Source organism: Streptomyces paromomycinus (genome assembly GCF_003865155.1).
Classification (GTDB): domain Bacteria; phylum Actinomycetota; class Actinomycetes; order Streptomycetales; family Streptomycetaceae; genus Streptomyces; species Streptomyces chrestomyceticus.
Genome location: NZ_BHZD01000001.1, coordinates 4,236,853 through 4,263,757, shown reverse-complemented (window position 1 = coordinate 4,263,757; position 26,905 = coordinate 4,236,853). Strand labels below are relative to the sequence as shown.

30 protein-coding genes are annotated in these 26,905 nt (G+C 71.2%); 9 read left to right on the top strand and 21 right to left on the bottom strand.

Annotated features, from left to right (window positions below; all coding sequences use genetic code 11):
- Positions 1–28 precede the first annotated feature (28 nt).
- The 8 genes from OEIGOIKO_RS17710 to OEIGOIKO_RS17675 form a co-directional block, all read right to left on the bottom strand.
- Entirely contained in the window at positions 29–1,591 is a 1,563-nt protein-coding gene (locus OEIGOIKO_RS17710; RefSeq protein ID WP_125054887.1) for an SCO6880 family protein, read from the bottom strand.
- Complete coding sequence (locus tag OEIGOIKO_RS17705; RefSeq protein WP_125054886.1) at positions 1,588–2,973, bottom strand: hypothetical protein; 1,386 nt, start codon at positions 2,971–2,973, stop codon at positions 1,588–1,590. Before OEIGOIKO_RS17705 ends, OEIGOIKO_RS17710 begins: the two co-directional genes overlap by 4 nt.
- Entirely contained in the window at positions 2,963–3,811 is an 849-nt protein-coding gene (locus OEIGOIKO_RS17700; protein ID WP_125054885.1) for a hypothetical protein, read from the bottom strand. Before OEIGOIKO_RS17700 ends, OEIGOIKO_RS17705 begins: the two co-directional genes overlap by 11 nt.
- A gap of 634 nt (positions 3,812–4,445) precedes the next feature.
- Complete coding sequence (locus tag OEIGOIKO_RS17695; RefSeq protein ID WP_030021086.1) at positions 4,446–4,754, bottom strand: hypothetical protein; 309 nt, start codon at positions 4,752–4,754, stop codon at positions 4,446–4,448.
- 240 nt (positions 4,755–4,994) lie between these two features.
- Positions 4,995–5,225, bottom strand: coding sequence for a DUF397 domain-containing protein (locus tag OEIGOIKO_RS17690; protein WP_125054884.1), 231 nt, complete (start codon positions 5,223–5,225; stop codon positions 4,995–4,997).
- A 72-nt stretch (positions 5,226–5,297) separates the two neighbouring features.
- Entirely contained in the window at positions 5,298–5,567 is a 270-nt protein-coding gene (locus tag OEIGOIKO_RS43535; protein WP_125058758.1) for a DUF397 domain-containing protein, read from the bottom strand.
- A complete protein-coding gene (locus OEIGOIKO_RS17680) occupies positions 5,525–5,728 on the bottom strand; it encodes a DUF397 domain-containing protein (RefSeq protein ID WP_125054883.1) in 204 nt (67 codons plus the stop codon). The genes OEIGOIKO_RS43535 and OEIGOIKO_RS17680 overlap by 43 nt, the downstream gene beginning before the upstream one ends.
- Positions 5,729–5,737: 9 nt before the next feature.
- Positions 5,738–6,625, bottom strand: coding sequence for a helix-turn-helix domain-containing protein (locus OEIGOIKO_RS17675; RefSeq protein ID WP_125054882.1), 888 nt, complete (start codon positions 6,623–6,625; stop codon positions 5,738–5,740).
- Positions 6,626–6,825: 200 nt separating this feature from the next.
- Here OEIGOIKO_RS17675 and OEIGOIKO_RS17670 point away from each other — a divergent pair, with 200 nt between their 5' ends.
- The 3 genes from OEIGOIKO_RS17670 (at position 6,826) to OEIGOIKO_RS17660 (ending at position 9,312) form a co-directional block, all read left to right on the top strand.
- A complete protein-coding gene (locus OEIGOIKO_RS17670) occupies positions 6,826–7,257 on the top strand; it encodes an ATP-binding protein (protein WP_125054881.1) in 432 nt (143 codons plus the stop codon).
- A gap of 142 nt (positions 7,258–7,399) precedes the next feature.
- A complete protein-coding gene (locus OEIGOIKO_RS17665; RefSeq protein WP_125054880.1) occupies positions 7,400–8,404 on the top strand; it encodes a bifunctional lytic transglycosylase/C40 family peptidase in 1,005 nt (334 codons plus the stop codon).
- Positions 8,405–8,613: 209 nt separating this feature from the next.
- Positions 8,614–9,312, top strand: a complete 699-nt coding sequence (locus OEIGOIKO_RS17660) for a phosphatase PAP2 family protein (RefSeq protein WP_125054879.1) — start codon at positions 8,614–8,616, stop codon at positions 9,310–9,312.
- Between the two features lie 131 nt (positions 9,313–9,443).
- Here OEIGOIKO_RS17660 and OEIGOIKO_RS17655 read toward each other — a convergent pair whose 3' ends face one another.
- Both OEIGOIKO_RS17655 and OEIGOIKO_RS17650 read right to left on the bottom strand, forming a co-directional pair.
- Positions 9,444–11,033 (bottom strand): FAD-binding oxidoreductase, encoded by a 1,590-nt coding sequence (locus OEIGOIKO_RS17655; protein ID WP_125054878.1) that lies wholly within the window; start codon positions 11,031–11,033, stop codon positions 9,444–9,446.
- Positions 11,034–11,191: 158 nt separating this feature from the next.
- Entirely contained in the window at positions 11,192–11,374 is a 183-nt protein-coding gene (locus OEIGOIKO_RS17650) for a hypothetical protein (protein WP_125054877.1), read from the bottom strand.
- Between the two features lie 145 nt (positions 11,375–11,519).
- Here OEIGOIKO_RS17650 and OEIGOIKO_RS17645 point away from each other — a divergent pair, with 145 nt between their 5' ends.
- Positions 11,520–12,506: an SCO4651 family lipoprotein gene (locus tag OEIGOIKO_RS17645; protein WP_125054876.1), complete on the top strand. Its 987-nt coding sequence runs from the start codon at positions 11,520–11,522 to the stop codon at positions 12,504–12,506.
- A gap of 235 nt (positions 12,507–12,741) precedes the next feature.
- On the top strand, positions 12,742–12,936 hold the full coding sequence (locus OEIGOIKO_RS17640) for a hypothetical protein (RefSeq protein WP_125045673.1): 195 nt from the start codon (positions 12,742–12,744) through the stop codon (positions 12,934–12,936).
- A 55-nt stretch (positions 12,937–12,991) separates the two neighbouring features.
- Here the strand turns inward: OEIGOIKO_RS17640 and OEIGOIKO_RS17635 are convergent, their stop codons facing one another.
- Positions 12,992–13,393: a metal-sensitive transcriptional regulator gene (locus OEIGOIKO_RS17635; protein ID WP_125054875.1), complete on the bottom strand. Its 402-nt coding sequence runs from the start codon at positions 13,391–13,393 to the stop codon at positions 12,992–12,994.
- A gap of 194 nt (positions 13,394–13,587) precedes the next feature.
- Here OEIGOIKO_RS17635 and OEIGOIKO_RS17630 point away from each other — a divergent pair, with 194 nt between their 5' ends.
- Together OEIGOIKO_RS17630 and OEIGOIKO_RS17625 are read left to right on the top strand one after the other, a co-directional pair.
- A complete protein-coding gene (locus OEIGOIKO_RS17630; RefSeq protein ID WP_003983068.1) occupies positions 13,588–14,208 on the top strand; it encodes a DUF47 domain-containing protein in 621 nt (206 codons plus the stop codon).
- Positions 14,209–14,214: 6 nt separating this feature from the next.
- Positions 14,215–15,213, top strand: a complete 999-nt coding sequence (locus OEIGOIKO_RS17625) for an inorganic phosphate transporter (protein ID WP_125054874.1) — start codon at positions 14,215–14,217, stop codon at positions 15,211–15,213.
- Between the two features lie 152 nt (positions 15,214–15,365).
- Here OEIGOIKO_RS17625 and pstB read toward each other — a convergent pair whose 3' ends face one another.
- From pstB to pstS, 4 genes are all read right to left on the bottom strand, one after another.
- Positions 15,366–16,145: a phosphate ABC transporter ATP-binding protein PstB gene (gene pstB, locus OEIGOIKO_RS17620; protein ID WP_125054873.1), complete on the bottom strand. Its 780-nt coding sequence runs from the start codon at positions 16,143–16,145 to the stop codon at positions 15,366–15,368.
- 35 nt (positions 16,146–16,180) lie between these two features.
- Complete coding sequence (gene pstA / locus OEIGOIKO_RS17615) at positions 16,181–17,260, bottom strand: phosphate ABC transporter permease PstA (RefSeq protein ID WP_125054872.1); 1,080 nt, start codon at positions 17,258–17,260, stop codon at positions 16,181–16,183.
- Positions 17,257–18,258, bottom strand: a complete 1,002-nt coding sequence (gene pstC / locus OEIGOIKO_RS17610; RefSeq protein ID WP_125054871.1) for a phosphate ABC transporter permease subunit PstC — start codon at positions 18,256–18,258, stop codon at positions 17,257–17,259. The genes pstA and pstC overlap by 4 nt, the downstream gene beginning before the upstream one ends.
- Positions 18,259–18,354: 96 nt before the next feature.
- Entirely contained in the window at positions 18,355–19,482 is a 1,128-nt protein-coding gene (pstS, locus tag OEIGOIKO_RS17605; protein ID WP_125054870.1) for a phosphate ABC transporter substrate-binding protein PstS, read from the bottom strand.
- Positions 19,483–20,111: 629 nt separating this feature from the next.
- Between pstS and OEIGOIKO_RS17600 the strand changes: the two genes are divergently transcribed.
- Positions 20,112–21,137, top strand: coding sequence for a C40 family peptidase (locus OEIGOIKO_RS17600; RefSeq protein WP_125058757.1), 1,026 nt, complete (start codon positions 20,112–20,114; stop codon positions 21,135–21,137).
- Between the two features lie 177 nt (positions 21,138–21,314).
- The gene (locus tag OEIGOIKO_RS17595) at positions 21,315–22,841 is read left to right on the top strand and encodes a PP2C family protein-serine/threonine phosphatase (RefSeq protein ID WP_371858935.1); all 1,527 of its coding nucleotides are present in this window, start codon (positions 21,315–21,317) and stop codon (positions 22,839–22,841) included.
- A 35-nt stretch (positions 22,842–22,876) separates the two neighbouring features.
- Here the strand turns inward: OEIGOIKO_RS17595 and OEIGOIKO_RS17590 are convergent, their stop codons facing one another.
- From OEIGOIKO_RS17590 to OEIGOIKO_RS17565, 6 genes are all read right to left on the bottom strand, one after another.
- Positions 22,877–23,218: a DUF2516 family protein gene (locus OEIGOIKO_RS17590; protein ID WP_174857305.1), complete on the bottom strand. Its 342-nt coding sequence runs from the start codon at positions 23,216–23,218 to the stop codon at positions 22,877–22,879.
- Between the two features lie 97 nt (positions 23,219–23,315).
- Positions 23,316–23,909, bottom strand: coding sequence for a hypothetical protein (locus OEIGOIKO_RS17585; RefSeq protein ID WP_125054867.1), 594 nt, complete (start codon positions 23,907–23,909; stop codon positions 23,316–23,318).
- Between the two features lie 34 nt (positions 23,910–23,943).
- A complete protein-coding gene (locus OEIGOIKO_RS17580; protein ID WP_125054866.1) occupies positions 23,944–24,378 on the bottom strand; it encodes a helix-turn-helix domain-containing protein in 435 nt (144 codons plus the stop codon).
- A 122-nt stretch (positions 24,379–24,500) separates the two neighbouring features.
- The gene (locus tag OEIGOIKO_RS17575; RefSeq protein WP_125054865.1) at positions 24,501–25,448 is read right to left on the bottom strand and encodes a phosphotransferase family protein; all 948 of its coding nucleotides are present in this window, start codon (positions 25,446–25,448) and stop codon (positions 24,501–24,503) included.
- Between the two features lie 12 nt (positions 25,449–25,460).
- Positions 25,461–25,916, bottom strand: a complete 456-nt coding sequence (locus OEIGOIKO_RS17570; protein ID WP_125054864.1) for an SRPBCC family protein — start codon at positions 25,914–25,916, stop codon at positions 25,461–25,463.
- Entirely contained in the window at positions 25,904–26,824 is a 921-nt protein-coding gene (locus OEIGOIKO_RS17565) for an RNA polymerase sigma-70 factor (protein WP_125054863.1), read from the bottom strand. The genes OEIGOIKO_RS17570 and OEIGOIKO_RS17565 overlap by 13 nt, the downstream gene beginning before the upstream one ends.
- Positions 26,825–26,905 lie beyond the last annotated feature (81 nt).

Below are 26,905 nucleotides of genomic sequence, written 5' to 3'. Positions count from 1 at the left end.
GGCCATGACGTACGCGCCTCCCAGCGGCTTAGCGGCGGATCCCGGTCGCGAACGGCAGCGTGTTGACAAAGGCGCGGTGGTGTTCCCGGTCGCACCACTCCAGTTTGAGGTAACTCTTGCCCGCCGAGGCGCGGATGGTGCGCTTGTCGCGGGCCAGCGCCTCCGGGGAGCGGGCGGAGACGGTGAGGTAGCCGACGAGGTTGACGCCCGCGGCGCCCGAGGCCAGATCCTCGCCGCGCTGGTCGACGCGGCCGTGGTGGGCCACGTCGCGCGGGTCGACCACCCGGTTCATCTTGGCGGCCCGGCTGGCCTCCGCGTCGTCGTTGGTCTTCTCCGTCAGCATCCGCTCGATCGCGATCTCGGTGGGCTCCAGGTCCATGCAGACCGCCACCGTACGGATGACGTCGGGAGTGTGCACCAGCAACGGCGCCAGGAAGTTGACGCCGACCGGGGTCAGCGGCCACTCCTTGACCCAGGCCGTGGCGTGGCACCACGGCGCGCGGGTGGCCGACTCGCGGGTCTTGGCCTGGAGGTAGGTCGGCTCCATCGCGTCCAGCTCGGCCGGCCAGGCGTTGCGCTGGCTCATCGCCTGGATGTGGTCGATGGGGTGGTCCGGGTCGTACATGGAGTGCACCAGCGACGACAGCCGGCTCTGCCCGAGCGGCTGGCGTACGCGGATGTCGGCCTCGGCCAGCCGCGCGCAGATGTCGGTCAGTTCGCGCGCCATGACGACGGCCAGGCCCGCGTCCCGGTCCAGCTTCTTGCGGATCAGTCCGCCGTTGTGCAGGTGCGCGGCGCGCGCCATGGTGTGCGCCTCGGCGGCCAGTTCGCGGGTGTAGTGCATGCAGGCGACCAGGTAGGCGCGGTGCTGCTCGGAGGAGGTGGAGACCATGGACTGGAGCTGGTCGTACGACTCCTGGAGCCAGGCGGGGGAGTCGGCGTTGCCGCGCTGGGCGACGTCCTTGGCGTGCGCGTCGGGGTCGGCGGGGAGCGTCCGGGCCAGCATCTGGAGGCGGGTGACGAAGCCGTCCCCGTTGGCGACGTGCTTGAGCAGCGTGCCGAACCGCTCGACGAGGGCCTCCTGGTCCTCGCTGTCGCGCAGGCCGACGCCCGGGCCCTCGATCTCGATGGCGGCCGTGACGGTGCGGCGGTCGGCGTGCAGCAGGACGGCGATCTCGTCCGGGCCGAACGGGGCGGTCAGCCAGTTGATGCGGCCGATGCCGGGCGGCGGGCCGATCTCCACCTCGCGGCCGTCCAGGCGGGTCCCGGCCTCGGCGGTGCCGGAGCGGTACGTCGTGCCCTGGCGGACCGTACGCCGGTAGCTGCGGTTGATCTCGAACCACTTGTAGAACGTACGGCCGCGGTACGGGAAGTAGACCGCGGCGATCGCCAGCAGCGGGAAACCGGTCAGGGTCGCGATCCGCAGCGACAGCACCGGCACCAGCAGGCCGCACACCATGCCGAGGAACGCGCCCGCGATGATCAGGGCGATCTCGCCGGTCTCGCGGTTCTTGCCGACGATCGCGTTCGGGCGGGCGCGGCCGATCAGGTACGTGCGGCGGGGCGCGATCGGGTGGGACTGGGTCGTCAACGCCCGTCACCTCCTGGAGTCTTGCCGGGGCGGGCGTTGCCGGTGGAGCCGGAACCGGAACCGGGGGACGGGCGCGAGCGGGGGGCGGGCGAGGCGGGGGCCGGGACGCGGCCGCCGGAGCCGCCGCGGCTGCTGTGGGCGGCCACACCGCCGGAGACCGCGTCGGCGGGCCGGGCCTGGCCGCCGCCGCCCTGGTCCTGGCCACCCCCGCCGGACCTGCGGGAGCTGTGCGTCTTGATGCCCTGGGACACCAGCGCGGCGGGCGAGGAGATCACGGCGGCGGCCTGCGAACCCTCGGTGGCCTGCTTCTTGTTCGTACGGGCCGAGACCATCTCGTCGCCGAAACCGGGCACGAAACGGTAGATCACGGCGCTGGCGAAGATGGCCAGCAAGATGATCGCGAGGCCGGAGACCACGGCCGAGATGGCGTTCGGGCCATCGCCGGTGGTGAGCGCGCCGGCGATGCCCAGGACGATGACGATGACCGGTTTCACCATGATCACGGCAATCATGATGCCCGCCCAGCGACGGACATGTCCCCACATGTTCTTGTCGACCAGGCCCGCGTAGACGACCGTACCGAGCAGCGCGCCCACGTACAGCAGGGCCGCCCTGATCACCAGCTCCAGCCAGAGCACACCGGCCGCCAGCACCGAGACCAGCGAGACCACGATCAGCATGATCGGGCCGCCGCCGATGTCCGTGTCCTTCTTCAGCGCCGCCGCGAACGCCCCGAAGAAGGTGTCGGTCTGCGCGCCCGTCCCTTTCGCGATGATCTCGGTGATGCCGTCCGTCGCGGAGACCACGGTGTACAGGATCAGCGGTGTGAACGCGGAGGCGAGCACGGTCAGCCACAGGAACCCGATCGCCTCGCTGATCGCCTCCGTCAGCCGCACGCCGCGCACGGCACGCTTGGCGACGGCCAGCAGCCACAGCACGAGCGTCAGCACGGTCGAGGCGGCGAAGACGACGGCGTACTGCTTCAGGAAGGCCGCGTTGGTGAAGTCGACCTGCGAGGTCGCCTTCACGGCTTCGGACAGCTTGTTGACGATCCAGGCGGCGGCGTCGGCACAGCCCTTGGCGAGGGAGGTGAGGGGGTCGAGGGGGTTGTTGTCGGTTAGGCCGCCGGGGGATTTGGGGGTGGTGTTGGCTTTGTCGCCTTCCTGGCAGTAATCCCTGGCGAGGCCGCGGATGAGGTCGCAGGCGTCGTTGCTGGGCGAGGGGCTGGCCGAGGGGCTGCCGCTGCCCGTAGGAGTCGGGGTAGGCGTGGGTGTGGGACTCGGCTCCGCGAAGGCGCGGGACGCCAGGAGGAGGACAGCCGTCTGTACGCCCGTCACCAGTGCGGCGAGGGAGAGAGCGCGACGACGATGGTTAGCGGGCATACGTGAACCCTCCGAAGCCTTGCACAGCCTTGGACATCTCCTCGGCCGACGACGCGGTCTGGTCCCGGCCGACCGGAGCCGGACCGTCCTTCTGCGTGAAGTCGGTGATCTTCCAGTCCCCGTCGATCCACCGCAGGTCGAAGGTGTTGGTGTACCAGCCTTCCGCGACCGGGTTCTTGGAATCGGCCCCGGCGATGCCGAAGAGGGCCGAGTACCAGACCGAGACCTTGGCCGCGGTGCCCGAGAACTTCTCGACCTTGGTGCCGACCGGGTTGGCCCGGGAGACGAACGTCGAGCCGTCGGGAGCCCGGCCGTCGGGCTTGAGCCCGATCCGGCCGAGGAACTTCGGGTTGCCGTACGCCTGGTCGAGGGCGCTCTCGCGGGCTGCCGCCACGTCCGGCGCGTACACCGTGGTGACTATCGTCCGCCGCCGGTCCTTCGCGTACATGCCGTCGCTGTTGAGCGCCACCGCGTAATTCGCCGCCGCCGACTGCGCCCCCTGCTCCGTCTTCGCGAAGCCCGACGCGATGCCGCCGTTCTTGCCCTCCACCGGCTTGGTGCCGGTCGGTGCGGTGGAGCGGGCGTCCGCTTCCTTCGCGCCGCCGTCGCCCGCGCCCTGTCCGTCCCCGCCCCGGTTCGCGAAGGCGATGGCGGCGATCAGGAGGACCACCACGCCGACGATCGTGATCAGGTTGCGGCTGGAGGAGCCCGTACGGGTGCGGCGGCCGCCTCCGTACGGGTCGCCGCCGCCGTCGGGGAGTCTGGTGCGGGTCTGGCCGCCCGTATCCGGGCCGCCCGGCTCGCCACCGCCGTATCCACCGCCATCGCTGAGACTCATCGTGCCTGTGCCCCCTCAACCGACCTGGCCGTCACTGCTGTCCTTTTGCCGCCCGTATATGACCGTAGCCGCGCGGGCAGCGGCTCGGGCGCAGTGGTACGAGTAGATCTCACCGTGACGGAACCTCAGGTGTCGGGCGGAAGAGGCGAATGGGGGACTCTGCGGCATTTGCGACCACCCCGTGGGCCGCGGCCGCCGCTCGGTCCCCGCCAAGCCCTTGTGTCCCCGCCCGGTGCGCGGCCCAATCGGACCGTTGCGCGCCGCAGTGGCGCAAAGCGGAACGGTCCGGGGCGGAGTGAGCGGGCATCGGCGGGTGCTCTCGGCGGTGGGGTGTGGCCGGTGATGGGGGAGGTGAGGAGGGGCTGTGGTGCGGGCGGCCGGCGGGGCGTACGGAAGGAGGCGGTCCGTGGTGCGCTGCGCCGGGGGCGTGCGGGGGCGTGGGTGAGGGGATTCGAGGTGACGGGAGGGGGTGGTGGGGGGCGGTGGTACGAGGGGGTGGCGGTGACCCGGAAGGCCCGTCGGCCGGCCGGTCGGCCGACCGCCGGTCGGTCCGTCGGCCTGTCGGCCCGTCAGCCCGTACGAGCCGGCCGGGCCGCTCCCGGGGCACCGGCTCGGCCGTCGCCGACCGCCCCGGCTACACGGCCATTCCGTACACGATCGTGAACAGCGTGCCGAGCGATCCGATGATGAAGACACCGGTCAGACCGGCCACGATGAGGCCCTTGCCCTGTTCGGCGCTGAACGTGTCGCGCAGCGCGGTGGCGCCGATGCGCTGTTTGGCCGCGCCCCAGATCGCGATGCCGAGGCAGAGCAGAATCGCTACTGCCATGACCACTTCGATCATGACGCGTGCTTCGTTGCCCAGTGTCCCGAACGGACCCCAGTCCGGGGCGATTCCGCCAATGATGGTGGTGATGTCGCCCTTTTCGGCCGCCAAGTGCATGAATGAACTCACCGCCCCTTATGGGTTGTTGCGTACCCGCGCCATACGGTACGGGCCAGCATCTATCTTCGCTGACAAAACCGCCACCAGATGTCGACTTGGCGGCTTTCTTTGACGGATCCCGTGGGGATTGCGTGCGTACGGGGGCGCACGTCGCCTGGGGACCCGTCGGCGTCACCGTGTGTACCACGGCCGGTCACACCGGGCAATGTTCGAATGGCGCGCCGGAACGGGCGCTGCTCAGAGCCCCACGAAGTGGTCGAACTCGCCGGCCTTCACACCCAGGACGAAGGCGTCCCACTTGACGCGCGTGGTGATCACGACGTTGTCCGGCTCGGTGTTCGTCCGCAGGTAGACGTTGCCGTCGTCCCCGAAGGCGACCTCGATGTACTCGGGCGCGTTCTCGTCGTCCGTGGCTTTCTGCCAGATGAGGTTCTCGGGGGGAGTGGGGGGAGTGGGGGTGGTCTGCATCAGTTCCTCCGTCGGCCCGCGGTGGGCGGTGACCTCGTGCACTCGCTCGTACGCGGAGGACTTTACGGCCCGTCAGGGGTGGTCAGGGGGCGGGTACCTGCCGCTCCCCGCCTTGACGTCCCGGAGGAACGCGGCCCAGGTGTGGGCGCTCACGCGGGCGACCACCCCTGGTCGGTCACTCTCCCGGTAGAGAACCGGTCCGTTCGGGTTCGCGGCCACCTCTACGCAGTCGTCGTTGCTGTAGGTGCTGTACGACGACTTCTGCCATGTGCGCGATTCGGCGCATCGGTCGCTCCGGGTTACCGGGTGTTGACGCTGTCGTACGAACCGGCCTTCACGCAGTCGAGGAAAGCGGACCAGGTGTGCGGCCTGGCGCGGGCGATTTCCCCTGGTCGGTCGCTCTCCCGGTAGAGGACCGGTCCGTTCGGGTTCGCGGCCACCTCCACGCAGTCGTCCTGGGGGTGCGCACTGTACGAAGACTTGCGCCAGGCGAGCTGCGACATGGTGGTTCCTTACAACGTGTACACAAGGTGGTGGATCAGAGTCAGGGAGTCCCGGCCCTCATGAGACTCGGGCTTTGTCTCCGGGTCAACACGCGGCAGAGCGAGTTCGGACAGCTTGGTGAAGATCCCGGAGTACTTGTCGACGTACTGCCTGTCGTGAAGCAGGACCGGGCCGAGCGGCTGCTCCAGCCGAACCGTGTCGAGTTCCGGCGCCGCCCCGCTGAACAGGGAGAACAGGCGGCTGTACGCGGCGAAGCCGCCTGCGGTGAAGGGAAACACCTGGATGGTCACGTGCGGCAGGCGCGCGACCTCGATCAGCCGGCGCAATTGCCTGCGCATGATGTCCGCGCTGCCGATCAGCGTGCGCAGCGCGCCTTCGTGGATCACCGCGTGGTACGGCGTCCCGGTCCCCGGCCCGATGATGTGCTGGCGGGCGATACGGAAGTCGACGTAGCGGTCGATCGCCTCGTTCCGGTCGGTTCCCTCCGCCATGACGCACATCGCGCGGGCGTAATCGGCGGTCTGTAGCATGCCCGGCACGACGGAGGGTTCGTGCATACGGATGGCGGTGGAGCGTGCTTCCAGTTCCGCCAGATCCAGGGCACGCCTGTCCATCACGTCCCGGTACGCGTCCCACCACCCCTTCCCCCGGTCCTGCGCCATCGCCATCAGCGCTTCGAACAGCGGTCCCTCCGCGCAGCCGTAGGAGCGCAGGAGGTGGTAGAGGCCGTTGCGCGGGACGTCGACGCGGCCGCTTTCGATGTGGCTCATGCGCTGGCGGTCGGCGTCGATCAGGGCGGCGGCCCGGTCGCCGGAGAGGCCCGCGGCGAGGCGGAGTTTGCGCAGCTCGGCGCCGAGGCGGCGTTGGCGCTCGGTGGGCTGGCTTCTGGGGGCCATGGGTTCCTCCTCGGGGTCCGGGCGCAGTTTGGCGCGATCTCGCGGCGGCGGACCATGGTTGGGGCGGGCTGCCACTCGTCCGAGGGAGATTCCGGGGTCTCGGTTGCAACTACCTCAACCTCGTCCCTAGCTTCGACGGCACAGGCCCACCCCCGTGCGCCCCGCGCGGCCCGGGCCCGGTGACCCCAGGAGGCCACGTCATGCGCCCCACCACCGAGGCCGCGCCCCGGCCGCTCACGTCCGGTGACTTCTCGCTCGTCTTTCCGCCGGATCCGGGGTGGGTGCGTACGGCCAGGGACGCGGTCGGTACGGCGGTGCGCTCGGCCGGGCGGGGCGGGCTGGCCGACACCGCGCTGCTGCTGACGTCCGAGGTGGTGACGAACGCGGTCAATGCCTGCCGCAGCAGCGGCTGTTCGGAGCCGGTGACGTTGTACGGGGAGTGGCCGGGGCCGGGCACGCTGCGGGTGCTGGTGCACGACGGGGCGCCGGGGCTGCCGGTGCGGCGGTGGTGCGAGGACGACGCGACGGGCGGGCGTGGGCTGTACCTGGTCGGGGTCTGCGCCGACGAGTGGGGTGTGTGCCGGCACGGGCCGGGGGACGGGAAGTCGGTCTGGTTCGAGCTGGGGGAGTGAAGGGCGCCGGCGGGAGCGGAGTGGGGTCGCGCGCCGGGGGCGGCCTGCCGGGAGCGCGGGAGGTGGCCCGTACAGCCGAGGTGTGGCGAGGTACATGACGAAAACGGCGGTGAAACGCGCCCGTTTGGGGGAGGGTTGAGGGGTGCGCAAATACTGGGTGGCCGGTGGGGTCGGGGTCGGGCTGGTGCTCTGCTTCCTCGCGCTGCTCGTGGTGGGCACGTACACGGCCGCCGCGGGCCTGGCGGGCGGCGCGGGCCGGGCGGTGGGGCTGGCGAAGGGCGCGGTGCCGGCGTCGTACCAGCCGCTGGTGCAGAAGTGGGGCAATCTGTGTCCCGCCATCAACCCGGCGCTGCTGGCCGCCCAGCTGTACCAGGAGAGCGGCTGGAACCCGAGGGCGCAGAGCCCGGCGGCGGCGCAGGGTATCGCCCAGTTCATCCCCGGTACCTGGGCTTCGCACGGCATCGACGGCAACGGGGACGGCCGGCGGGACGTGTGGGACCCGGCGGACGCGATCCCGTCGGCGGCGTCGTACGACTGCGAGCTGGCGAAGTACGTGAAGGACGTGCCCGGGGACCCGGCGCACAACATGCTCGCGGCGTACAACGCGGGCGCCTACCGGGTCATCAAGGCCGGCGGGGTGCCGGCGATCAGCGAGACGCAGAACTACGTGAAGATCATCACGACCCTCGCCAAGAGCTTCGAGGCGCCGGTGGGGCGGGTCCCGGCGTCCCGGCAGGCGGCCGCCGCGATCACCTTCGCGCAGGAGCAGCTGGGCAAGCCGTACCTGTGGGGCGGGAACGGCACGCCGGACCAGGACGGGCGGTTCGACTGCTCGGGGCTGACGAAGGCGGCGTACCACTCGGTGGACATCGAGCTGCCCCGGGTGGCGAACGACCAGTGGAACGCCGGGCCGCACCCGAAGCGGGACGAGCTGCTCCCCGGGGACCTGGTGTTCTTCGCGCACAATCTGAACGATCCGCGGTCCATCCACCACGTGGGGATCTATGTGGGCGGCGGCTACATGATCAATGCTCCGTACACGGGCGCGGTGATCCGGTTCGACAAGATCGACACACCGGACTACATCGGTGCGACCCGGGTCACCGAAGATGGCGCGAAAGCGCTGCCCCGGCCGAACGCTGCGTGAACATGGGGCCCTGAACTGCGGACATCAGTCTCTCTTCGATAACGTCCTGGTGATCATCCGGTGGAAGCTGGAACGGCTCGGCTGTCCATCGCGTTTCCTGGGCATGGAGACATGGCGAGGCCGTGGAAATCCGGCCACGCCCGACGACCACGGGGGTTGGCAGCACTCACACGGCGCTCGCGCGCGCGAAAGGTAAGGGGCCGCGGCAGATGGCTGGACTCGCAATGGACGGGTCGAACCCCGATGTGGACGTGCTCGACGGCATCAACGGCCTCGCGAAGGACGCGCCGGAGTGGCTCAACCGCGCCACGAAGTTCGTGGGGGAGTACGGCCTCGTCGCCGCGCTCGCCGTGCTGTGCCTGATCGCCTGGTGGGGTGCGCGCAGGCGGCCGGACGCGCCGGGCGCGGTGGCGGGCCTGGTCTGGGCGCCGCTGGCCGCCGGGGTGGCGCTGCTGGCCAACATTCCGATCCGGGCGGTGGTGGAGCGGCCCCGGCCGTTCCGGGTCCATGCCGGACTGGAAGTGCTCATTCCCGGCAAGACGGACTTCTCGTTCGTGAGTGACCACGCGACGCTGACCATGGCAGTCGGCGTGGGGCTGTTCATCGCGCACCGCGTGTACGGGCTGATCGGCATCGGCCTGGCGCTGCTGGAGGGCTTCTGCCGGGTCTACATGGGTGTGCACTACCCGACGGACGTCATCGGCGGCTTCGCGCTCGGTACGGCGGTGGCGCTGCTGCTGGCGCCGGTGGCGCAGGCCATGCTGATCCCGGTGGCGACGGCCGTGGGGCGCTCGCCCGCCTGGTGGCTCGTCCGGGCCGGCGGCCCGGCGCCCCGCGCGGTCGCCGAGCCGGTGACGGCCGTACCGCCGGTGGCGCGCGAGGAGCGGGACGAGGACCTGGCGGCGTAGCCGGGGACGACGCGAAACGGACGACGAAGACCGGACGACGAGGGAGGACCGGGGCTGACGGCCCCGGTCCTCCCTCGTCGTATGGGGGACGGACCTGCCGTCACCCCCCCGCCGATGGGCCGGACGCGCCGTCACAGGGCCTGCGGGAACGTCCTGAACAGCCCGTTCGGGTCGTACTGCCGCTTCAGCTCGGTGAGGCGGCCGGCGGCCGGGCCGTAGTACGCCTTCTTCCAGTCGGTCAGGGCCGCGTCCGTGTAGTTCTGGTAGGCGGCGCCCGAGGCGTAGCGCCGCATCGCGCCGTGGATGCCGTCCAGCCAGGCGCTCTGGGCGGCGCCCGTACCGCCCGCCTTCCAGGACGCCAGGTACTGCGCGAGGAAGCGCGAGCGGCGGTGCACGAAGGCGGTGTCGGTGGGGCGGACCCGGTTGATCGCGCCGCCCAGCGCGGTCAGCGACGCGTTGCCGCCGACGCCCTTGCGGCTCGCGGCCTCGATCTGGCCCAGCAGGGCGCGGATGCCGGCCGCGTCGAGCGAGCGGTCGTAGAAGTCGGAGCGGGCCGCGTACGTCTCGCGGGCGAGCTTGCCGGTGGCGCTGCGGCCGGGGAGGGCGCCCGGCAGGTGGCACTGCTCGGTGGACTTCGTGGAGCAGCCCGCGTAGGACTCCATCGCGTCGAGGTACGAGGTGGGCGTCAGACGTACGGACTTCGCGGGGCCGGGGCCGCCCGCGCGGTCGGCCAGCTTGTCGACGGCGTTCTGGAGGTCGCCGTAGGAGCCGAGGGAGAAGGCGGCGACGGAGACGGTCGGGGTGCCGCCGGGGTGCGCGTCCAGGTGCAGGGAGGACCAGATCTCGTCGGGCTGGGTGGGGCCCCACTCCTGCCAGGAGCGCAGCAGGGCGGTGGCCTTGGCCCAGGGCCAGGTCAGGTAGGCCATGACCGAGCGGGGGGCCGCGTGGGTGCGGAAGCGCAGTTCGGTGACCACGCCGAAGTTGCCGTTCCCGGCGCCGCGCAGCGCCCAGAAGAGGCCGCTGTTGCGCTTGGCGTCGCACTCGACGGTCTTGCCGTCGGCGGTGACGACGGTGGCGCCGACGAGGCTGTCGCAGGTCAGGCCGTAGGCGCGGGACGCGACGCCGTGGCCGCCGCCGAGGGTCAGGCCGGATATGCCGACGGACGGGCAGGAGCCGCCGGGGATCGTGACGTGGTGCTTGCCCAGGCCCTCGTAGACCTCGATGAGCTTGGCGCCGGCACCGATGCGGGTGATGCCGCCGGAGGGCGCGGAGACCGAGTTCAGCGCGGAGACGTCGATGATCAGCTTGCCGTTGCCGCTGGACCAACCGGCATATGAGTGGCCCCCGTTGCGTATCGCGACGGGGGCGTTGTAGCGGCGGGCGAAGGACAGGCACTCGGCTATGTCGGCCGGGTGGCGGACGTAGGCGACGGCCGCGGGCTTCAGGTTGTCGTAACGGGTGTTGTACAGGCGGCGGGCGGCGTCGTACGAGGCTTCGCCGGCGCGTATCAGCTTGCCGTCGAGGCTTTTGCGCAGTGCGTCCCACGCTGCCTTGGCGGCCGGGGGCCTGCCCGCCTGTGAACTGGTGTTGAGGCCGACGCCGCCGGACGCGGCGCCGCCAAGGGTGTTCGCGTGGCCGGTTTCGGTGCTGCAGGCGGTGGTAAAGCCGGCGGTCGCCGCCGCGAGTCCGCCGCCGGCTGCCAGTATCGTGCGCCGCTTCATTGTGAACTGCCCCTTTTGGAACCCTTTACGGGTCCGCGCGCCGTGGATGCTTCCCCCTACCCAGATGAGGCGGGGGCCCGGCGAGGTTCCAGGGGCGTGCTGACGGGGTTTCACGGGCGGTCATGGGTGGGAGGCCCGCCGGCCGGGCGGGCCGGCGCTCACCCCGCCCGGTGGTGCTGTTCCGCGTCCGTCCGTGCCTGGGAGCGGGCCCGGCGCGCCGGGCCGTGCCAGCCGCAGCTGCAGCGGGCCAGGCAGAACGAACCTCGTTCGGTGGTGGTGGTCCGGTGGTCGGCCGCCCCGGAAGGCGGCGCTGTCGGCTCCTGCGCTGCTCGGTCCTGCACGGCGCCACGCTACGCGCCCGAGGTGTACGGGCGTGACGAAGCGGGCTGAACAGTCGTTGAACGGAACGGGTCGTGGTGGTCCGGACAACCGGAACATCCCGGTCCGCTACTTCACGAGCAGAGCGGCCGAGGGGGCTCGTACGCGATGGTGGTGCAGGACAGGCGAGGCGGTGCCGTCGCGGCCGCCGTGTGCGGGGTGGGCCTGCTGGCCGGGCTGCTCACCACGGGCTGCTCCCCCAACGGGGCGGCGGCCGACGACCACGCCTCGGCCGGCCGCTCCGCAGACGGCCCGGTGGGCGGGTCCGCGGCCGGGCCGCCCTTCACCGACCGTGCCCGCCCACCGGGCGGCCGTCCGTCCGCCGGGCCGCGGGATGCCGCCGGCCCGGCGGACGCCGGTGCCCCGTCCGGCCGTACGGACTACGCGGCGGCCCTGCGCGCCGGCGCCGACGCGCTCGTCCGGGCCGGCACCTCCCGGGTGCGTACGGAGCTGGAGACGGTCAGCGGCGGCACCCGCGTCGCCATCCGGGGGACCGGCGGCCACGACTACCGCAAGCGGACCGGGCAGCTGAACGTACGGCTTCCGGACACCGGCGACGGGAGCGGCGCGCACCGCACGATCACCGAGATCCTCACGCCGTCCGCCTTGTACATGAAGAACCGCGGGGCGGGCGTGCCGGCCGGCAAGTGGGTGCGGGTGGACACCGCCTCGCTGGCCGACGGCAATCTCGTCACCGGCGGCGCGACCGATCCGCTGGCCGCCGCCGAGCTGCTGCGGGGGGTGCGGGAGGTGACGTACGCGGGGCGGGAGCGGCTGGACGGCGTCCCGGTGCGGCACTTCAGCGGGACGACGGACATCGGGTCGGCGGCACGCGCGGCGTCGGCGGCGTTCCGGCCCGCGCTGACGGCGGCGGAGAAAGGCTTCACCACCGACGTGGTGGCCTTTGACGCGTATCTGGACGACGCCGGGCGGCTGCGCAAGGTGCGCCAGCGCTTCCGCTTCGCCAACGGCACGACGGGCGGGACGTCGGTGACCTCCACCACCACGCTGTACGGCTTCGGGGCGCCGGTTCCGGTCCGGCTCCCCGACCGGGACGACATCTACACGGGCAAGGTCGCCGCCACGGGCGGCTGAGCGCGGCCGCCACGGGCGGCTGAGCGCGGCCGGCGCGGGCGGCGGTCGCGGGCGGCCGGGCGGCGCGACCGACAGGTTCGGCCCCCGGCCCCGGACCACGGCCTCCGGGGCACGTGTCGACGGCCTGTGCGAACTGGCGGAAATGGTCCATCCGTGCCATGCGCGGAGCGTGCGCCCGTACCTACTCTGGGCGGTAACCACCAGAAGAGTGGGGAGGCGCTCGAAGGAGGAGGTGTTGTACGTGGCCGGACACCGCAACTCGACGGTTCAGGACCACGTAGCCCTCGTCGAGATCGACCTGACTGGTGAGTTGATGATCGCGGCGGCCGCCGCGAGCGAGGATCGGCTCAGCTCGGACCGTATCGACGAGGTGCTGGACGTGGACGCGGACCGCGCGCGAACGGGGCACGGACCCGGGAATCCCAGGTGACAGGGCGGCGGCGCCGGGCGTGACGGTGCGGGGCACCGGCGCCCGGCGGCCGCGCTCAGGTGCGCAGCATCCGCTCGATGGCCTTGGTGGCTTCCTTGACCTTCTCGTCGATGGCCTCGGGGCCCTTGACGGCGGCGTCGGCGACGCAGTGCCGCAGGTGTTCCTCCAGGAGCTGGAGGCCGAAGGACTGCAGGCCCTTGGTGCTCGCCGACACCTGGGTGAGTATGTCGATGCAGTACACATCTTCTTCCAGCATCCGCTGGAGGCCGCGGATCTGGCCCTCGATCCGGCGCAGCCTCTTGAGGTGTGCGTCCTTCTGCTGCGCGTAACCGTGGATGCCCAGATCGTGAGCGGTGACGGCGTCGGGGCCGGTGCCGAGGGCGGTTTTCGGCCCGTCGGTGTGGCAGGCCGCGGCGGCTGCGGTGGTGCCGTTGGTGTCGGCGTCCGTGGTCGTCATGGCCATCTCCCGTGGTACGTAGGCGTTCCATATACCCCTAGTGGGTATATGGTACAGAAATTCGCAGGCGCGGGCGGTACCCCGTGCAGAGCATGGTGCCCGATGGGCGACACTGAAGGAATGCCGGTTAGCAGTGGCTGGATGATGCGCCTAGCATCAACTCGACCGAATCCGATGCACCCCGAGGATTTCACGTGCGCTTTCGTCTGACCCCCAGGGAGACGAGCTTCTACGACATGTTCGCGGCGTCCGCGGACAACATCGTCACAGGCTCGAAGCTCCTGATGGAACTGCTCGGGGCGGACGCCTCCGCGCGGACAGAGATCGCCGAGAGGATGCGGGCGGCGGAGCACGCGGGGGACGACGCGACCCACGCGATCTTCCACCAGCTGAACTCCTCGTTCATCACGCCGTTCGACCGCGAGGACATCTACAACCTCGCCTCGAAGCTCGACGACATCATGGACTTCATGGAGGAGGCCGTCGATCTCGTCGTCCTCTACAGCATCGAGGAGCTGCCCAAGGGCGTCGAGCAGCAGATCGAGGTGCTGGCGCGGGCGGCGGAGCTGACCGCCGAGGCGATGCCGAACCTGCGGACGATGTCCAACCTCACCGAGTACTGGATCGAGGTCAACCGTCTGGAGAACCAGGCCGACCAGATCCACCGCAAGCTGCTCGCGCACCTGTTCAACGGCAAGTACGACGCCATCGAGGTGCTCAAGCTCAAGCAGATCGTGGACATCCTGGAAGAGGCGGCCGACGCCTTCGAGCATGTCGCCAATACGGTCGAGACGATCGCCGTCAAGGAGTCCTGACCTCCGGTGGACACCTTCGCGCTCATCGTGACCATCGGGGTCGCGCTCGGATTTACGTACACCAACGGCTTCCACGACTCCGCGAACGCCATCGCGACCTCCGTCTCCACCCGGGCCCTGACCCCGCGGGCGGCGCTCGCCATGGCCGCGGTGATGAACCTCGCCGGCGCCTTCCTGGGCAGCGGGGTCGCCAAGACGGTCAGTGAGGGACTGATCTCCACGCCCGAGGGCTCCAAGGGGATGGGCATCCTCTTCGCCGCCCTGGTCGGCGCGGTGGTCTGGAACCTGGTGACCTGGTACTTCGGGTTGCCGTCGTCGTCCTCGCACGCGCTCTTCGGCGGCATGGTGGGCGCGGCGCTGGCGGGCGGTACGACCGTCTACTGGTCGGGCGTCATAGAGAAGATCGTCGTGCCGATGTTCCTCTCGCCCGTGATCGGCCTGGTCCTCGGCTATCTGGTGATGGTCGTGATCATGTGGCTGTTCCGGAAGTCCAACCCGCACAAGGCGAAGCGGGGCTTCCGCATCGCGCAGACGGTCTCGGCGGCCGGCATGGCGCTCGGACACGGCCTCCAGGACGCCCAGAAAACCATGGGCATCGTGGTGATGGCGCTGGTCATCGCGGATGTGCAGACCGCGGGCGACGCCATTCCGGTCTGGGTGAAGATCGCCTGTGCGCTGACCCTGTCGCTGGGCACGTACGCGGGCGGCTGGCGCATCATGCGCACGCTCGGCCGGCGCATCATCGAGCTGGACCCGCCGCAGGGCTTCGCGGCCGAGACGACCGCGGCGTCCGTCATGTACACCGCCTCGTTCATGTTCCACGCGCCGATCTCCACCACCCACGTCATCACCTCGGCGATCATGGGTGTGGGCTCGACCAAGGGCACCCGTGCGGTGCGCTGGGGCGTCGCCAAGAACATCGTCATGGGCTGGTTCATCACCATGCCCGCCGGCGCGGCGGTGGCCGCCCTGTGCTACTGGTGCGTCCACCTGGTGTTCGCGTGACGGTGCGCGGCCGCTGAGCCGCACGTTCTTGTGGGCCCGCCCTCCGGTTCCGGAGGGCGGGCCCTCGTCCTTGCGGTGGCACCGCCATGCAGCACCGCGGGACGTACGGGGCGGGCCCGGGTCCGGGCGCCGCGCGGGGCCCGGACGGGCGCTCAGCCGAAGCGGCCGGAGATGTAGTCCTCCGTGGCCTGGACCGAGGGGTTGGAGAAGATCCGCTCGGTGTCGTCGATCTCGACCAGCTTGCCGGGCTGCCCGACCGCGGCCAGGTTGAAGAAGGCCGTACGGTCCGAGACGCGTGCCGCCTGCTGCATGTTGTGCGTGACGATGACGATCGTGAACCGTTCCTTCAGCTCGCCGATCAGATCCTCGATGGCGAGGGTGGAGATCGGGTCGAGGGCCGAGCACGGCTCGTCCATCAGCAGCACCTGCGGCTCGACCGCGATGGCGCGGGCGATGCACAGCCGCTGCTGCTGGCCGCCGGACAGACCGGAGCCGGGCTTGTTCAGCCGGTCCTTGACCTCGTTCCAGAGGTTGGCGCCCTTGAGGGACTTCTCGACGACGTCGGTCAGCTCGGACTTCTTCTTCACCGTGCCGTTCAGACGCAGGCCCGCCGCGACATTGTCGAAGATCGACATGGTGGGGAACGGGTTCGGGCGCTGGAAGACCATGCCGACGGTACGGCGTACCGCCACCGGGTCCACCCCGCTGCCGTACAGGTTCTCGTCGTCCAGCATCACCTTGCCCTCGACGCGGCCGCCCGGGGTGACCTCGTGCATCCGGTTCAGGGTGCGCAGGAACGTCGACTTGCCGCAGCCCGAGGGGCCGATGAAGGCGGTCACCGAGCGGGGCTCGACGGTCATGGAGATGTCGTCGATGGCCCGGTGGCTGCCGTAGTAGGCGGAGAGGCCGCTGACGTCGATTCGCTTGGCCATGGCAATCACTGCTTCTTTCACTGTCGCTGGGGAGGTCAGCGGCCGGTCTTGGGGGCCTTCCAGCGGGCGATGCCGCGGGCCACCAGGTTGAGGATCATGACGAAGGCGATCAGGACGAGCGCCGCGGCCCACGCCCGGTCGTACGAGGCGTCGGAGCCCTGCTGCCACTGCTGGAACACGTACAGCGGCAGCGACTGCTGGGCGCCCTCGAAGGGGTTGTTGTTGATCGTCTTCGCGCCCCAGACCAGCAGCAGGACCGGCGCGGTCTCACCGGTGATACGGGCGACGGCCAGCATCACGCCGGTGGTGATGCCGCCGATCGAGGTCGGCAGGACCACCTTGAGGATGGTGCGCCACTTCGGCACGCCGAGGGCCAGGGACGCCTCGCGCAGCTCGTTGGGCACCAGCTTGAGCATCTCCTCGGTGGAGCGCACGACCACCGGCATCATCAGGATCGCCAGGGCCATCGCGCCGGCGAAGCCGGACGGGCCGAAGCCGAGGATCAGGATCCACACCGAGAGGATGAACAGGCCGGCCACGATCGAGGGGATGCCGGTCATCACGTCGACGAAGAAGGTGACGGCCTTGGCCAGCTTGCCGCGCCCGTACTCGACCAGGTAGATCGCGGTGAGCAGGCCGATCGGCGCGGCGATCAGGGCGGCCAGGCCGACCTGCTGGAGGGTGCCGATGATCGCGTGGTAGATGCCGCCGCCGGGCAGCGCGTCGGGCAGGGTGCCCATCGAGTGGCTCAGGAAGTAGCCGTCGAGGACCTTGACGCCCCGCACGACCGTCTCCCAGATGAGGGAGGCCAGCGGCACCACGGCCAGCAGGAAGCAGATCCAGACCAGGCTGGTGGCCAGGCGGTCCTTGGCCTGCCGGGCGCCTTCGACGGCGGTGGCGATCACGAACGTACCGAGGATGAACAGCAGGGCGGCGATCAGGCCCCACTGGATGCGGCTCTCCAGGCCGGCGGCCAGGCCGATGCCGCAGCCCACGGCGACCGCGGCCGCGGCGAGTCCGGCCGGGGCCCAGCGGGGCAGCCGGGGCTGCTTGAGCGAGACCGGGAGCGGGGCGCTGTCGGAGACGCGCCGGGGCGGGGTGACCGTGTTGCTCATGCGTTGGCCCCCGAGTACTCCTTGCGGCGCGCGATGATCACGCGGGCCGCGCCGTTGACGAGCAGCGTGATGACGAAGAGGACGAGGCCGGAGGCGATCAGGGCGTCCTGCCCGAACTCGTCGGCCTCGCTGAACTTGCTGGCGATGTTCTGCGCGAAGGTGCCGCCGCCCGGGTTCAGCAGGCTGAGGTTGATCAGGAAGCTGGGGGAGAGCACGGTGGCCACGGCCATCGTCTCGCCGAGCGCGCGGCCCAGGCCCAGCATCGAGGCGCTGATGATGCCGGAGCGGCCGAACGGCAGCACCGACATGCGGATGACCTCCCAGCGGGTCGCCCCGAGCGCGAGGGCGGCCTCCTCGTGCATCTTCGGCGCCTGGAGGAAGACCTCGCGGCTGACGCTGGTGACGATCGGCAGAATCATGATCGCGAGCAGGATGCCGACGGTGAACAGCGCGCGGGGGGCCTCGTCGGCGTAGGAGAAGATCCCGGTCCAGCCGAAGTAGTCGTCCAGCCAGCTGAACAGGCCGGTCAGGTGCGGTACGAGGAAGAGGGCGCCCCACAGGCCGTAGATGATGCTGGGCACGGCGGCGAGCAGGTCGATGACGTACCCGAGCGGGGAGGCCAGCTTGCGCGGCGCGTAGTGCGAGATGAACAGCGCGATGCCGACCGCGACCGGGACCGCGATGACCATCGCGATCACCGAGCTGACGACGGTGCCGAAGGCGAGGACCGCGATGCCGAACTCCGGCTCGGGGCCCGAGGTGTTCCACTCGAAGTAGGTCAGGAAGTTCGCGTGGTCACCGGAGATGGCGATCACCGAGCGGACGGTGAGGAAGGCCGCGATGGCGGCCATGATCACCAGGAGGGCGATGCCCGAGCCGCGGGACAGGCCGAGGAAGATCCGGTCGCCGGGGCGGACCGCCTTGCCGGACACCGGGGAGGCGGCGGGCTGCGCGGGTGGTGGCGGTGGTGCGCTGGATATCGAGGGTGCTGAGTTCATGGGTTTCTCCGGTCTGCGGAGCCCGGCGGGGGCTCCTGGCGCGGCGGTGCACCGGACGGGCGGCGGCCTGCGGGGCGCGGGCCGCCGCCCGGTGGGTCAGGCGAGCGAGGCGACGGCCGAGCGGACCTTGTCGGCGATCTCGGCCGGCAGCGGCGCGTAGCCCAGCTCCTTGAGGGCGTTCTGGCCGTCCTTGCCGGCGATGTAGGTCAGGAAGGACTTGGTGGCGGGCAGCGTCTCCGCCTTGTTGCCCTTGTCGCAGGCGATCTCGTACGTGACCAGGGTGATCGGGTAGGCACCCTCGGCCTTGGTGGTGTAGTTGAGCTTCAGGGCCAGGTCGCTGCCCTTGCCGACCTGCTTGGCCTCGGCGATGGCCTTGGAGGCGTTGTCGACGGTGGCCTCGACCGGGTCCTTGGCGCCGGTGTTCAGCTTGACCGTGTTGATCTTGCTGGCCGTGGCGTACGACAGCTCGAAGTAGGAGATCGCGCCGCTGGTCTGCTTGACCTGCGAGGAGACACCCGCCGAGCCGGACGCGGCCTGGCCGCCCTTGCCCTCCCAGGTCTTGCCGGGCTCGTGCTTCCAGGCGTCGGGGGCGGCGCCCTTGAGGTACTTGGTGAAGTTGTCGGTGGTGCCGGAGTCGTCGGAGCGGTGGAACGCCTGGATCTTGAGGTCCGGCAGCTTGGCGTCCGGGTTGAGGCGCTTGATCGCCTCGTCGTTCCACTTGGTGATCTCCGAGTCGAAGATCTTGGCGAGGGTCGGTGCGTCCAGCACGAGGCTGTCCACGCCCGGCACGTTGTAGCCGACCGCGATCGGGCCGCCGACCATCGGCAGGTTGATCGCCTGGCCGCCCTGGCAGACCTTCTTGGACTTCTCCACCTCCTCGGGCTTGAGGGCCGAGTCGGAGCCCGCGAAGGCGGTCTGGCCCTGGAGGAAGGTGGTGATGCCCGCGCCGGAGCCGGTGGGCTGGTAGTTGATGCTGGTGTCCTTGCAGGCGCCCGAGTACGCCTGCACCCAGGCGTCCATGGCGTTCTTCTGCGCGGACGAGCCGGAGGCGAGCAGCTTGCCCTTGCCCTCGCACTTGATGTTGCCGGTCTTCGCCGCGGAAGCCGCCCCGCCGCCACCACTGGTGTCGTCGGAGCCGCACGCCGACAGGGTCAGGGCACCGGTGACGGCGAGAGCGCCGACGGCGAGGGCGCGAACCCGGTTCTTGCGCTGCAGCTGCTTCACTGTCGTGAGTTCCTTCCTGGGGCGCGCCGCTTCTTGTTCGGCGTGCGGGGTGCAGACGTAGGTGGTCACCGGCGTGGCGACCGGGTGGTCACCCGGGTGGTGACCGCGTGGTCACTGTGCGGCGGCCGCAGCGGTCGGGCAAGGGTCGCCGGAGCGGGTGGTCGGACGGTTCAGCAATGCCGTGCCGCGTTCGCTCCGCAGGAGTGGCACGCCGCTCGGTACGGCCGAAATTAGGCAGATCAGGTGAAGCCGCCGATGGAGGAGAGTGAACGCCGGGTGAACCTCGGCCGTCGGCTGGGGGCGGCACCCGGACGGCGCGGAAACCTCGGCAGCGCTCTGTCGGATTACCCGCCGGTATGGCAGCATCCGCGCCTGTAGAGGTGCACGAATCGGTGCGGATCGACCGGAGGTGGCTGGTGGGGCGGCAGGGGGCAGGGCGGGGCAATCCCGATGCGTACGGCAAACGGGACGTACGGGACCGGACGGGTGCGGCGGACGGGCCGCGGCGGGCGGGGGCGGGGAGCCTGACGGGCGGACGGAACCTGCTGGGCGCGGGGCGTCCGGCGGGGGTACGGAGCCGGGCGGGCGCGGGACGCCGGCGGGGCGTGCGGGGGCTGCGCGGCGCCGTGGTGGCCGCCACGGCGGTGGTCCTCGGCGTGACCGGAATCCTCGGCGGGACGGCTCCGGCCGCGTACGCCGATCCCGGCCCCGCGGTGTCCGAAAAGCGCCTCGAAGAGGTGCGCAAGGAGCTGGAGGGCCTCTACCGCAAGGCGGAACAGGCCACCGAGGCGTACAACGCGGCGAAGGAGCAGGTCGCCCTCCAGCAGAAGGAGATCGTCAAGCTGGCGCAGACGATCGACCGGACGCAGAAGCAGATGGACGAACTCAAGCGTCAGGCGGGCGCGCTGGCCAGCGCGCAGTACCGGGGCGGCGGCATTCCCGCCGAGGCGCGCCTCATGCTCAACAAGGACCCGGAGCGCTTCCTCGACAACGCCACCCTGGTCCGCAAGGGCCAGCACGCCGCGAAGGACCTGAGCGACCAGCTCGCGCGGACGAAGAACGCCTTGGAGGGCTACGCGCAGGACGCCACCGACCGCTGGGAGCGGCTGGAGGAGAACCGCAGGAAGACGGAGACCGCGCAGCTCGACGTCCGCAAGAAGATCGAGGCCGCGCAGCAGCTGGAGTCGCAGCTCGCCGCGGAGGAGAAGGAGCGGCTGAAGAAGCTGGAGGACGCGCGGGCGCTCCAGGAGCAGCAGAAGTGGCTGGACTCCGGCGTACTGAAGGACATCGGCGCGCATGCCTCGGAGGCCGGCAAGAAGGCGGTGGCGTACGCGACTTCGCAGATCGGCAAGGACTACGTGTGGGGGGCCGAGGGCCCGGACACCTTCGACTGTTCGGGGCTGACGATGCGGGCCTGGGAAGCGGGCGGGCGGCCGATACCGCGCACCTCGCAGGAGCAGTGGCGGCAGCTGCCGCGGATCGCCCTGAAGGACATGCGCCCCGGCGACCTGATCATCTATTACCCCGACGCGAGTCATGTCGGCATGTACATCGGGGACGGCGCGATGGTCCACGCGCCGCGGCCGGGCCGGCAGGTCACGGTCACCGGGGCCGGGTCGATGCCGATTCTCGGGGTGGTGCGGCCCGACAAGTAGGGGCACCGGGAGGGGCACGGGGCGCCGTACGCGGGGGAGTCCCCGTCCCCGTACGCAGCGTGAGGCGTACGTGCGTTTCGTCACGGAGCGCCGACGGCCAACCTGACGCCGTCGAGGTGATGTTCGTCATTCCGCGCCCCTCCCTGCCCAGGTCACCGGGCGTGTGGGGGATGGCATATGACAAGTGCCGGGTGTCGTCGGCCATTCCGTAAGCCTCCGCGCTACCGCTATGGTCGCCTCTCGGTGCCCGGTGGCGCACCGCCCGGACCGACCGCCGGGCGGCGGCGGAACCGGGCACAGTGGCGCGCCGTTCGGCGGGCCACTGTGCACCCTCGGGGGGAGGGAAGGAAGCAGAGCATGTCCGTACCCATTCCGCGCCAGCGGACGGCCGTGCTGCCGCAGGAGGCAGCGTCGGCGGGCGACGCGCGCGACGGCGCGGCGCATGCGGCCGGTCCGTCGACGGCGCCGGATGCCGGGCTGACGCTGCTGCTGATAGGCGACGACCCCACCAGCGCCGTACCCGAGATGCGGGACGGGGAAGGCCGCCGGGCCCGCGTCCGTACGGCCCGCAACCTCACCGAGGCGGAGCGGCTGCTCACCGACGACGTGCACTGCATCCTGCTCGACCTGACGCCCGCGGGCGCCCGGGCCCGCACCGACCGCACTGACCGCGCGGACCGCTCGGACCGGGACGGGCACCTGACGGACGAGGACGGCGGCCACGACGAGCTGGGCGCCCTGCGCGAGGTGCTGCGGATGGCCCCCTCGCACGCCGTCCTCGCGCTGACCTCCGAGGCCGACGCCGAGCGGGCCGCCGAGGCCGTACGCGTCGGCGCGCAGGACTACCTCTTCCACGGCGAACTCGACGGTGCCGCCCTCGGCCGGGCGGTGCGCTACGCCGTCGAGCGCAAACGCGCCGACCTAGCGCAGCGCCAGCTCACCGAGTCACGGATGCTGGCCCAGGAGAACCGCCGGCTGGAGCGCGGCCTGCTGCCCACCCCGCTCCTGGACGGCTCCGACCTGCGCTTCGCGGCCCGCTACCGCCCCGGCCGCAGCCGCGCGCTGCTCGGCGGCGACTTCTACGACACCGTCCGGACGGCCGACGGCACCGTCCACGCGATGATCGGCGACGTCTGCGGCCACGGCCCCGACGAGGCCGCGCTCGGCGTCGAACTGCGCATCGCCTGGCGCGCGTTGACCTTCGCCGGCCTGTGCGGCGACGAGCTCCTGTCCACGCTCCAGAAGGTCCTGGAGCACGAGCGCGCCGACGACGAGATCTTCGCGACGCTGTGCCTGGTGGACATCGCGCCGGACGGACGGCACGCCGGGGTGTGCCTGGCCGGCCACCCCGCACCGCTGCTCGCCCGGTCCGGCGGTGCGCCGCGGCTGCTCCCGTACGAGGAGGGCGGCCCGGCCCTGGGCCTGCTGCCGCACGCCCGCTGGCCGCGCCGCCAGGTCGTGCTGGGCGGCTCCTGGAGCCTGATGATGTACACCGACGGCCTGATCGAAGGCCGCGTCGGCGACGGCAACCAGCGCCTCGGCCAGGAGGGCATGACGGAACTGGTGGGGCGTCGCACGGCCGCCGGGCTGCGGGGCGAGGAACTGCTCGACGCGGTGCTCACGGAGGTACGGGACCTCAACGGCGGGGAACTGACGGACGACGTGGCCGTCCTCCTGCTGGACCGCGGACGCGTGCGGCACTGAGCCGTACGCGCCGCACACCGTCCTCTACGGCCTTGCTACCGCCCGCCGTTGAACGGCCCGTACGGCCCGTCCGAACTCGACCCGCTGCGGCGCGGGCCCCGGCCGCCGGCGATCCCCTTGATCGCGGGCCGCACGTCGACCGTGTAGACGATCACGGCGATCAGGCCGATGATCGGCAGGAACGACATCAGCGGCAGCAGGAACAGCAGCGCGGTGGCGATCACCAGGAAGATCAGCCACATGCCCTTGGTCTGCTTGTCGGCCGCCCGGTAGGCGTCCTCGCGCCGTACGGCCGCGTCGACGAGCATCACGGCGGCGTACACGGCCAGCACCAGCTGCACCCAGCTCAGCACGTTCTGGAACCCGTAGATCAGCACTGCCACCACCCGTTCGACTCTGGTCCGTCGTCGGCCCACCGTACCCGGAGAACGGGCCGGGCACGCGTGGCGTGCCCGGCCCGCCGTCCCGGATCGCCTACTTGCCGTTCTCGCCCGGCGCGGCGGTCTTCTTCGCCGTCGTCTTCTTGGCGGCCGGAGCCTTCCTGGCCGCGGCGCCCTTGGCCTCCGGCTCGCTGCCGGCGGTCTCCGCGTCGCCCGTCGCGGGCTCCTGCTTCGGCTCCTGCCGGGGCTCCGGCTCGATCGCGACCGCGAGGTCCTCGGTCGCCTCGGCGGTCTCGCTGCGCCAGTTCTGCACCGCGCCGCGGCCGCGCTCGGCCAGCCCCTCGTACCCCTCACGGGCCTTGACCGCGGCCTCGGCGGCCCGGCCGACCCCCTGGAGCACGAGGTCCTGCGTCTGCTGGCTCAGCTTCTTGAAGTCGGCGTCGAGCAGGCCCAGCTGCCGGGTGATCCAGTCCTGCGCCTCCTTGGCCTCCTTGGTGACGCGGTCCTGAACGGCCTTCGGGTCGGTGTTGCGGACGGCCTCGAAGCGCTTGGGAGCCTCCTCGCGGAGCTTGTCGACCAGCGCCGGCAGCTCCTTGGCCTTCTCGGCGGCGAGGTCCACACCGCCCGCGAAGGCGTACAGCGGAGTCGGGTCGGTGAGCACCTTGCGGACGTCGTCGGTGATGGCCATGGCGTGGTTCCTCCTGGTATCGGTGGTCGGTCGCTCAGGTGGCGTGCGGGTCGCCGTCGGCCCCTCGGGCGTCCGGAGCGGGCTCGTGCGCCGTCGCACCGTCGCTCTCGCCGCGCCCGCTCCCGTGTCCGTTCTCCTTGCGGAAGGACTCGTAGATCTGCAGCAGCACCTGCTTCTGCTTCTCGGTCAGCGCGGGGTCGGTGAGGATCGCGGTGTGCACCTCGACCCCGTCCACCTTCCGCTCGTCGAGGATCCCGGCCTGCACGTACAGCGTCTCGGCGGAGATCCGCAGCGCCTTGGCCAGCTGCTGCAGGATGTCCGCGCTCGGCTTGCGCAGCCCGCGCTCGATCTGACTGAGATACGGATTGGACACCCCGGCGGCATCGGCCAGCTGCCGCAGGCTCAGCTGCGCGTTACGCCGCTGCTCCCGCAGGAACTCGCCGAGGTTGCCGACGTTGAGTGATGCCATGCCCCGATGGTGCGTCATCGTGCTAACTATTGCAAGCGGGCGCTAGCAAAAGTGGCGTTGGCGGGTGGGGGAGCGGGGCACGGTGCGTCCCGCCCCCTCCCGGGTGCCCCCGACCGCCCCGCTCACCCCGCTCCACCCATCAGCGCGCCGACATAGGCATCCAGCCGCCCCTCCAAGACCCGTGCCGTCAGGTCGGTCCGGCCGGACTCCTGCCATGGCTGGGCCACCGCCTGGAGTTCCTCCGAGGACGCCAGCGCGTCCCGCACCCGCCAGTACAGCCGTTCGCTGGCGGTCGCGGCCAGTGTGCCGCCCGCCTCCTCGTACGCGTCGGTGAACCGCAGGCCCCACTCCGGGCCGTGCAGCAGGGCCAGAACGGCGGAGCAGTGCGCCGCGTCGAGGTCCGCCGGGCCCCAGGAGGTGGCCGCCCAGTCGACGACGCCGGTGAGCCGGGCGCTCGCCGGGCCCGGCGCGTCGAACAGGACGTTGCCGGGCTGGAAGTCGCGGTGCAGGTAGCGGCCTTCGCAGGACGGTGGGGGATTGCGGATCAGGTCGATCGCGGCCGCCCATGCTGTGGTGTCGGCACCCTTCGGGATCACGACGGTGCCGGCGGTCGTCATCGCCACGTACTCCCGGGGTCGCGCGGCGGGCCGCAGCGCGTGGATCGCCACGAGTTGGCGGGCTAGTTGGGGGACGCGGGTCTCCACTCCCTCGTCGTCGAGGACCGTGCGTCCCGTCAGGTGGGTCATGAGGAGGGACGGGTGCTCGCAATGGGCTGCGGTCGGGTCTACCGCGACGAGTTCGGGGGCCGGGACGTCGGTCTCCGTGAGCTGGGACAGGGCGCCGGACTCCCTGCTCAGCCAGTCCTCGGCGTGGGGCGCGTCGACGAAGGTGCGCAGCACCAGGTCGCGGGTGCCGCCGTTCCCTGTGCTGATGGTCAGCCGCCGCACCTCGGCGGTGATGCCGCCGTGCAGTGGCTCGGACCTGATGATCCGTTCGTCGGGGGACAGGTGAGGGGCCACCCACGTCAGGGTCTTCGGCCGGACGGCTGCTGCCTCGCTGATGTCGGTCACCGTGTCAGGGCATCATGCGCGCGGCGGCACGGACAAGGCGGTTTCCGCGGCGGCGAGGATGTTGCCGAAGGTGCGGGTGATGATCGGGCGGGCGACGTGGCGGGTGAGGAAGCCGCCGAGGAGGGGGACGGGGATCTCGGCGCGGGTGGTCCAGCGGACGTGGGTGCCGGCGGAGGTCTCGGTGAACGTCATCCGGCCCAGTTCGTGCCGGGACGGCGGCAGGCTGCGCTCGACGACGTACTCGGTGGCGTACGGCGCGTCGTAGCGGGTGATGCGTTCCCGGAACCAGCCGATCAGCCAGAGATGGCTGCGCACCGCGCCGACGCCGTAGGGCGCGCCCTCCCCGTGCCGGGTCAGGCGGCAGCGCACCACCAGGGGCGAGCGGGTGTAGTGGGTGGTCGTGGTGAGCCAGGCGAACACCGTCGCGATCGGGGCGTCGATGACACGCTCCACGGTCATGGTTTCCATGGCTGGGGTCCTCCTCTGTCGAGTGTGCGCACCGCGTCGGCGTGGTGCAGCTTGTCCGGGTTGCGTACGCCGTAGAGGCCGGTGATCCGGCCGTCGTCGATCTCGAAGGCGACCAGCCAGTCGAGGTCTTCGTCCGTCATGAACCGTGCGGCGGGCATGCCGTTGTACGTGGCGGGCTCGGCGCGGGTGGCGGCGGTGGCGGTGCGGTACACGCCGAGGACGAACCGGGCGACCTCGGTGCGGCCGGTGACCGGGCGGCGGGCGGCGACCGCCTTGCCGCCGCCGTCGGAGAGCACCACGACGTCGGGCGCGAGCAGGTCCATCAGCGGCTGGATCTCGCCGGTGGCGGCCGCGGCCAGGAAGCGCCGGACGATCTGCGCGGTGGCGTCCGAGCCGGGAGCACAGCGACGGCGCCGCGCGTGCACGTGCCGGCGGGCGCGGTGCGCGGTCTGCCGTACGGAGGCCTCGGTCCGGCCGATCGAGGCGGCGATCTCGCCGTGGGGGAAGCCGAAGACCTCGTGCAGCACGAACACCGCGCGCTCGGTCGGGCTCAGCGTCTCCAGGACGAGCATCATCGCCATCGAGACGGACTCGGCCAGGATCACGTCCTCGCTCACCCCGGCCTCCGTACGGATCGGCTCGGGCAGCCACATGCCGACGTAGTCCTCGCGCCGCGCCTTGGCCGCGCGCAGGTGGTTGAGGGCCTGCCGGGTCACCGTACGGACCAGGTAGGCGCGCGGATGCCCGACCGTGGCCGGATCGACGGCGCTCCACCGCAGGTAGCTCTCCTGCAGGACGTCCTCGGCGTCGGTGGCGCTGCCCAGCATCTCGTAGGCGATGGTGAAGAGCAGGGAGCGGTGTTCGGTGAACGCCTTCGCGGAGGCGTCCGTGGAGGCGTTCTCAGGCATGGCGTCCGGTTCCTCTCCTCGGGTGTCATGGAGACACGTCGCGTCGGAGAAGCGTGACAGTCCGGTGGTGTGGTTCGGCTC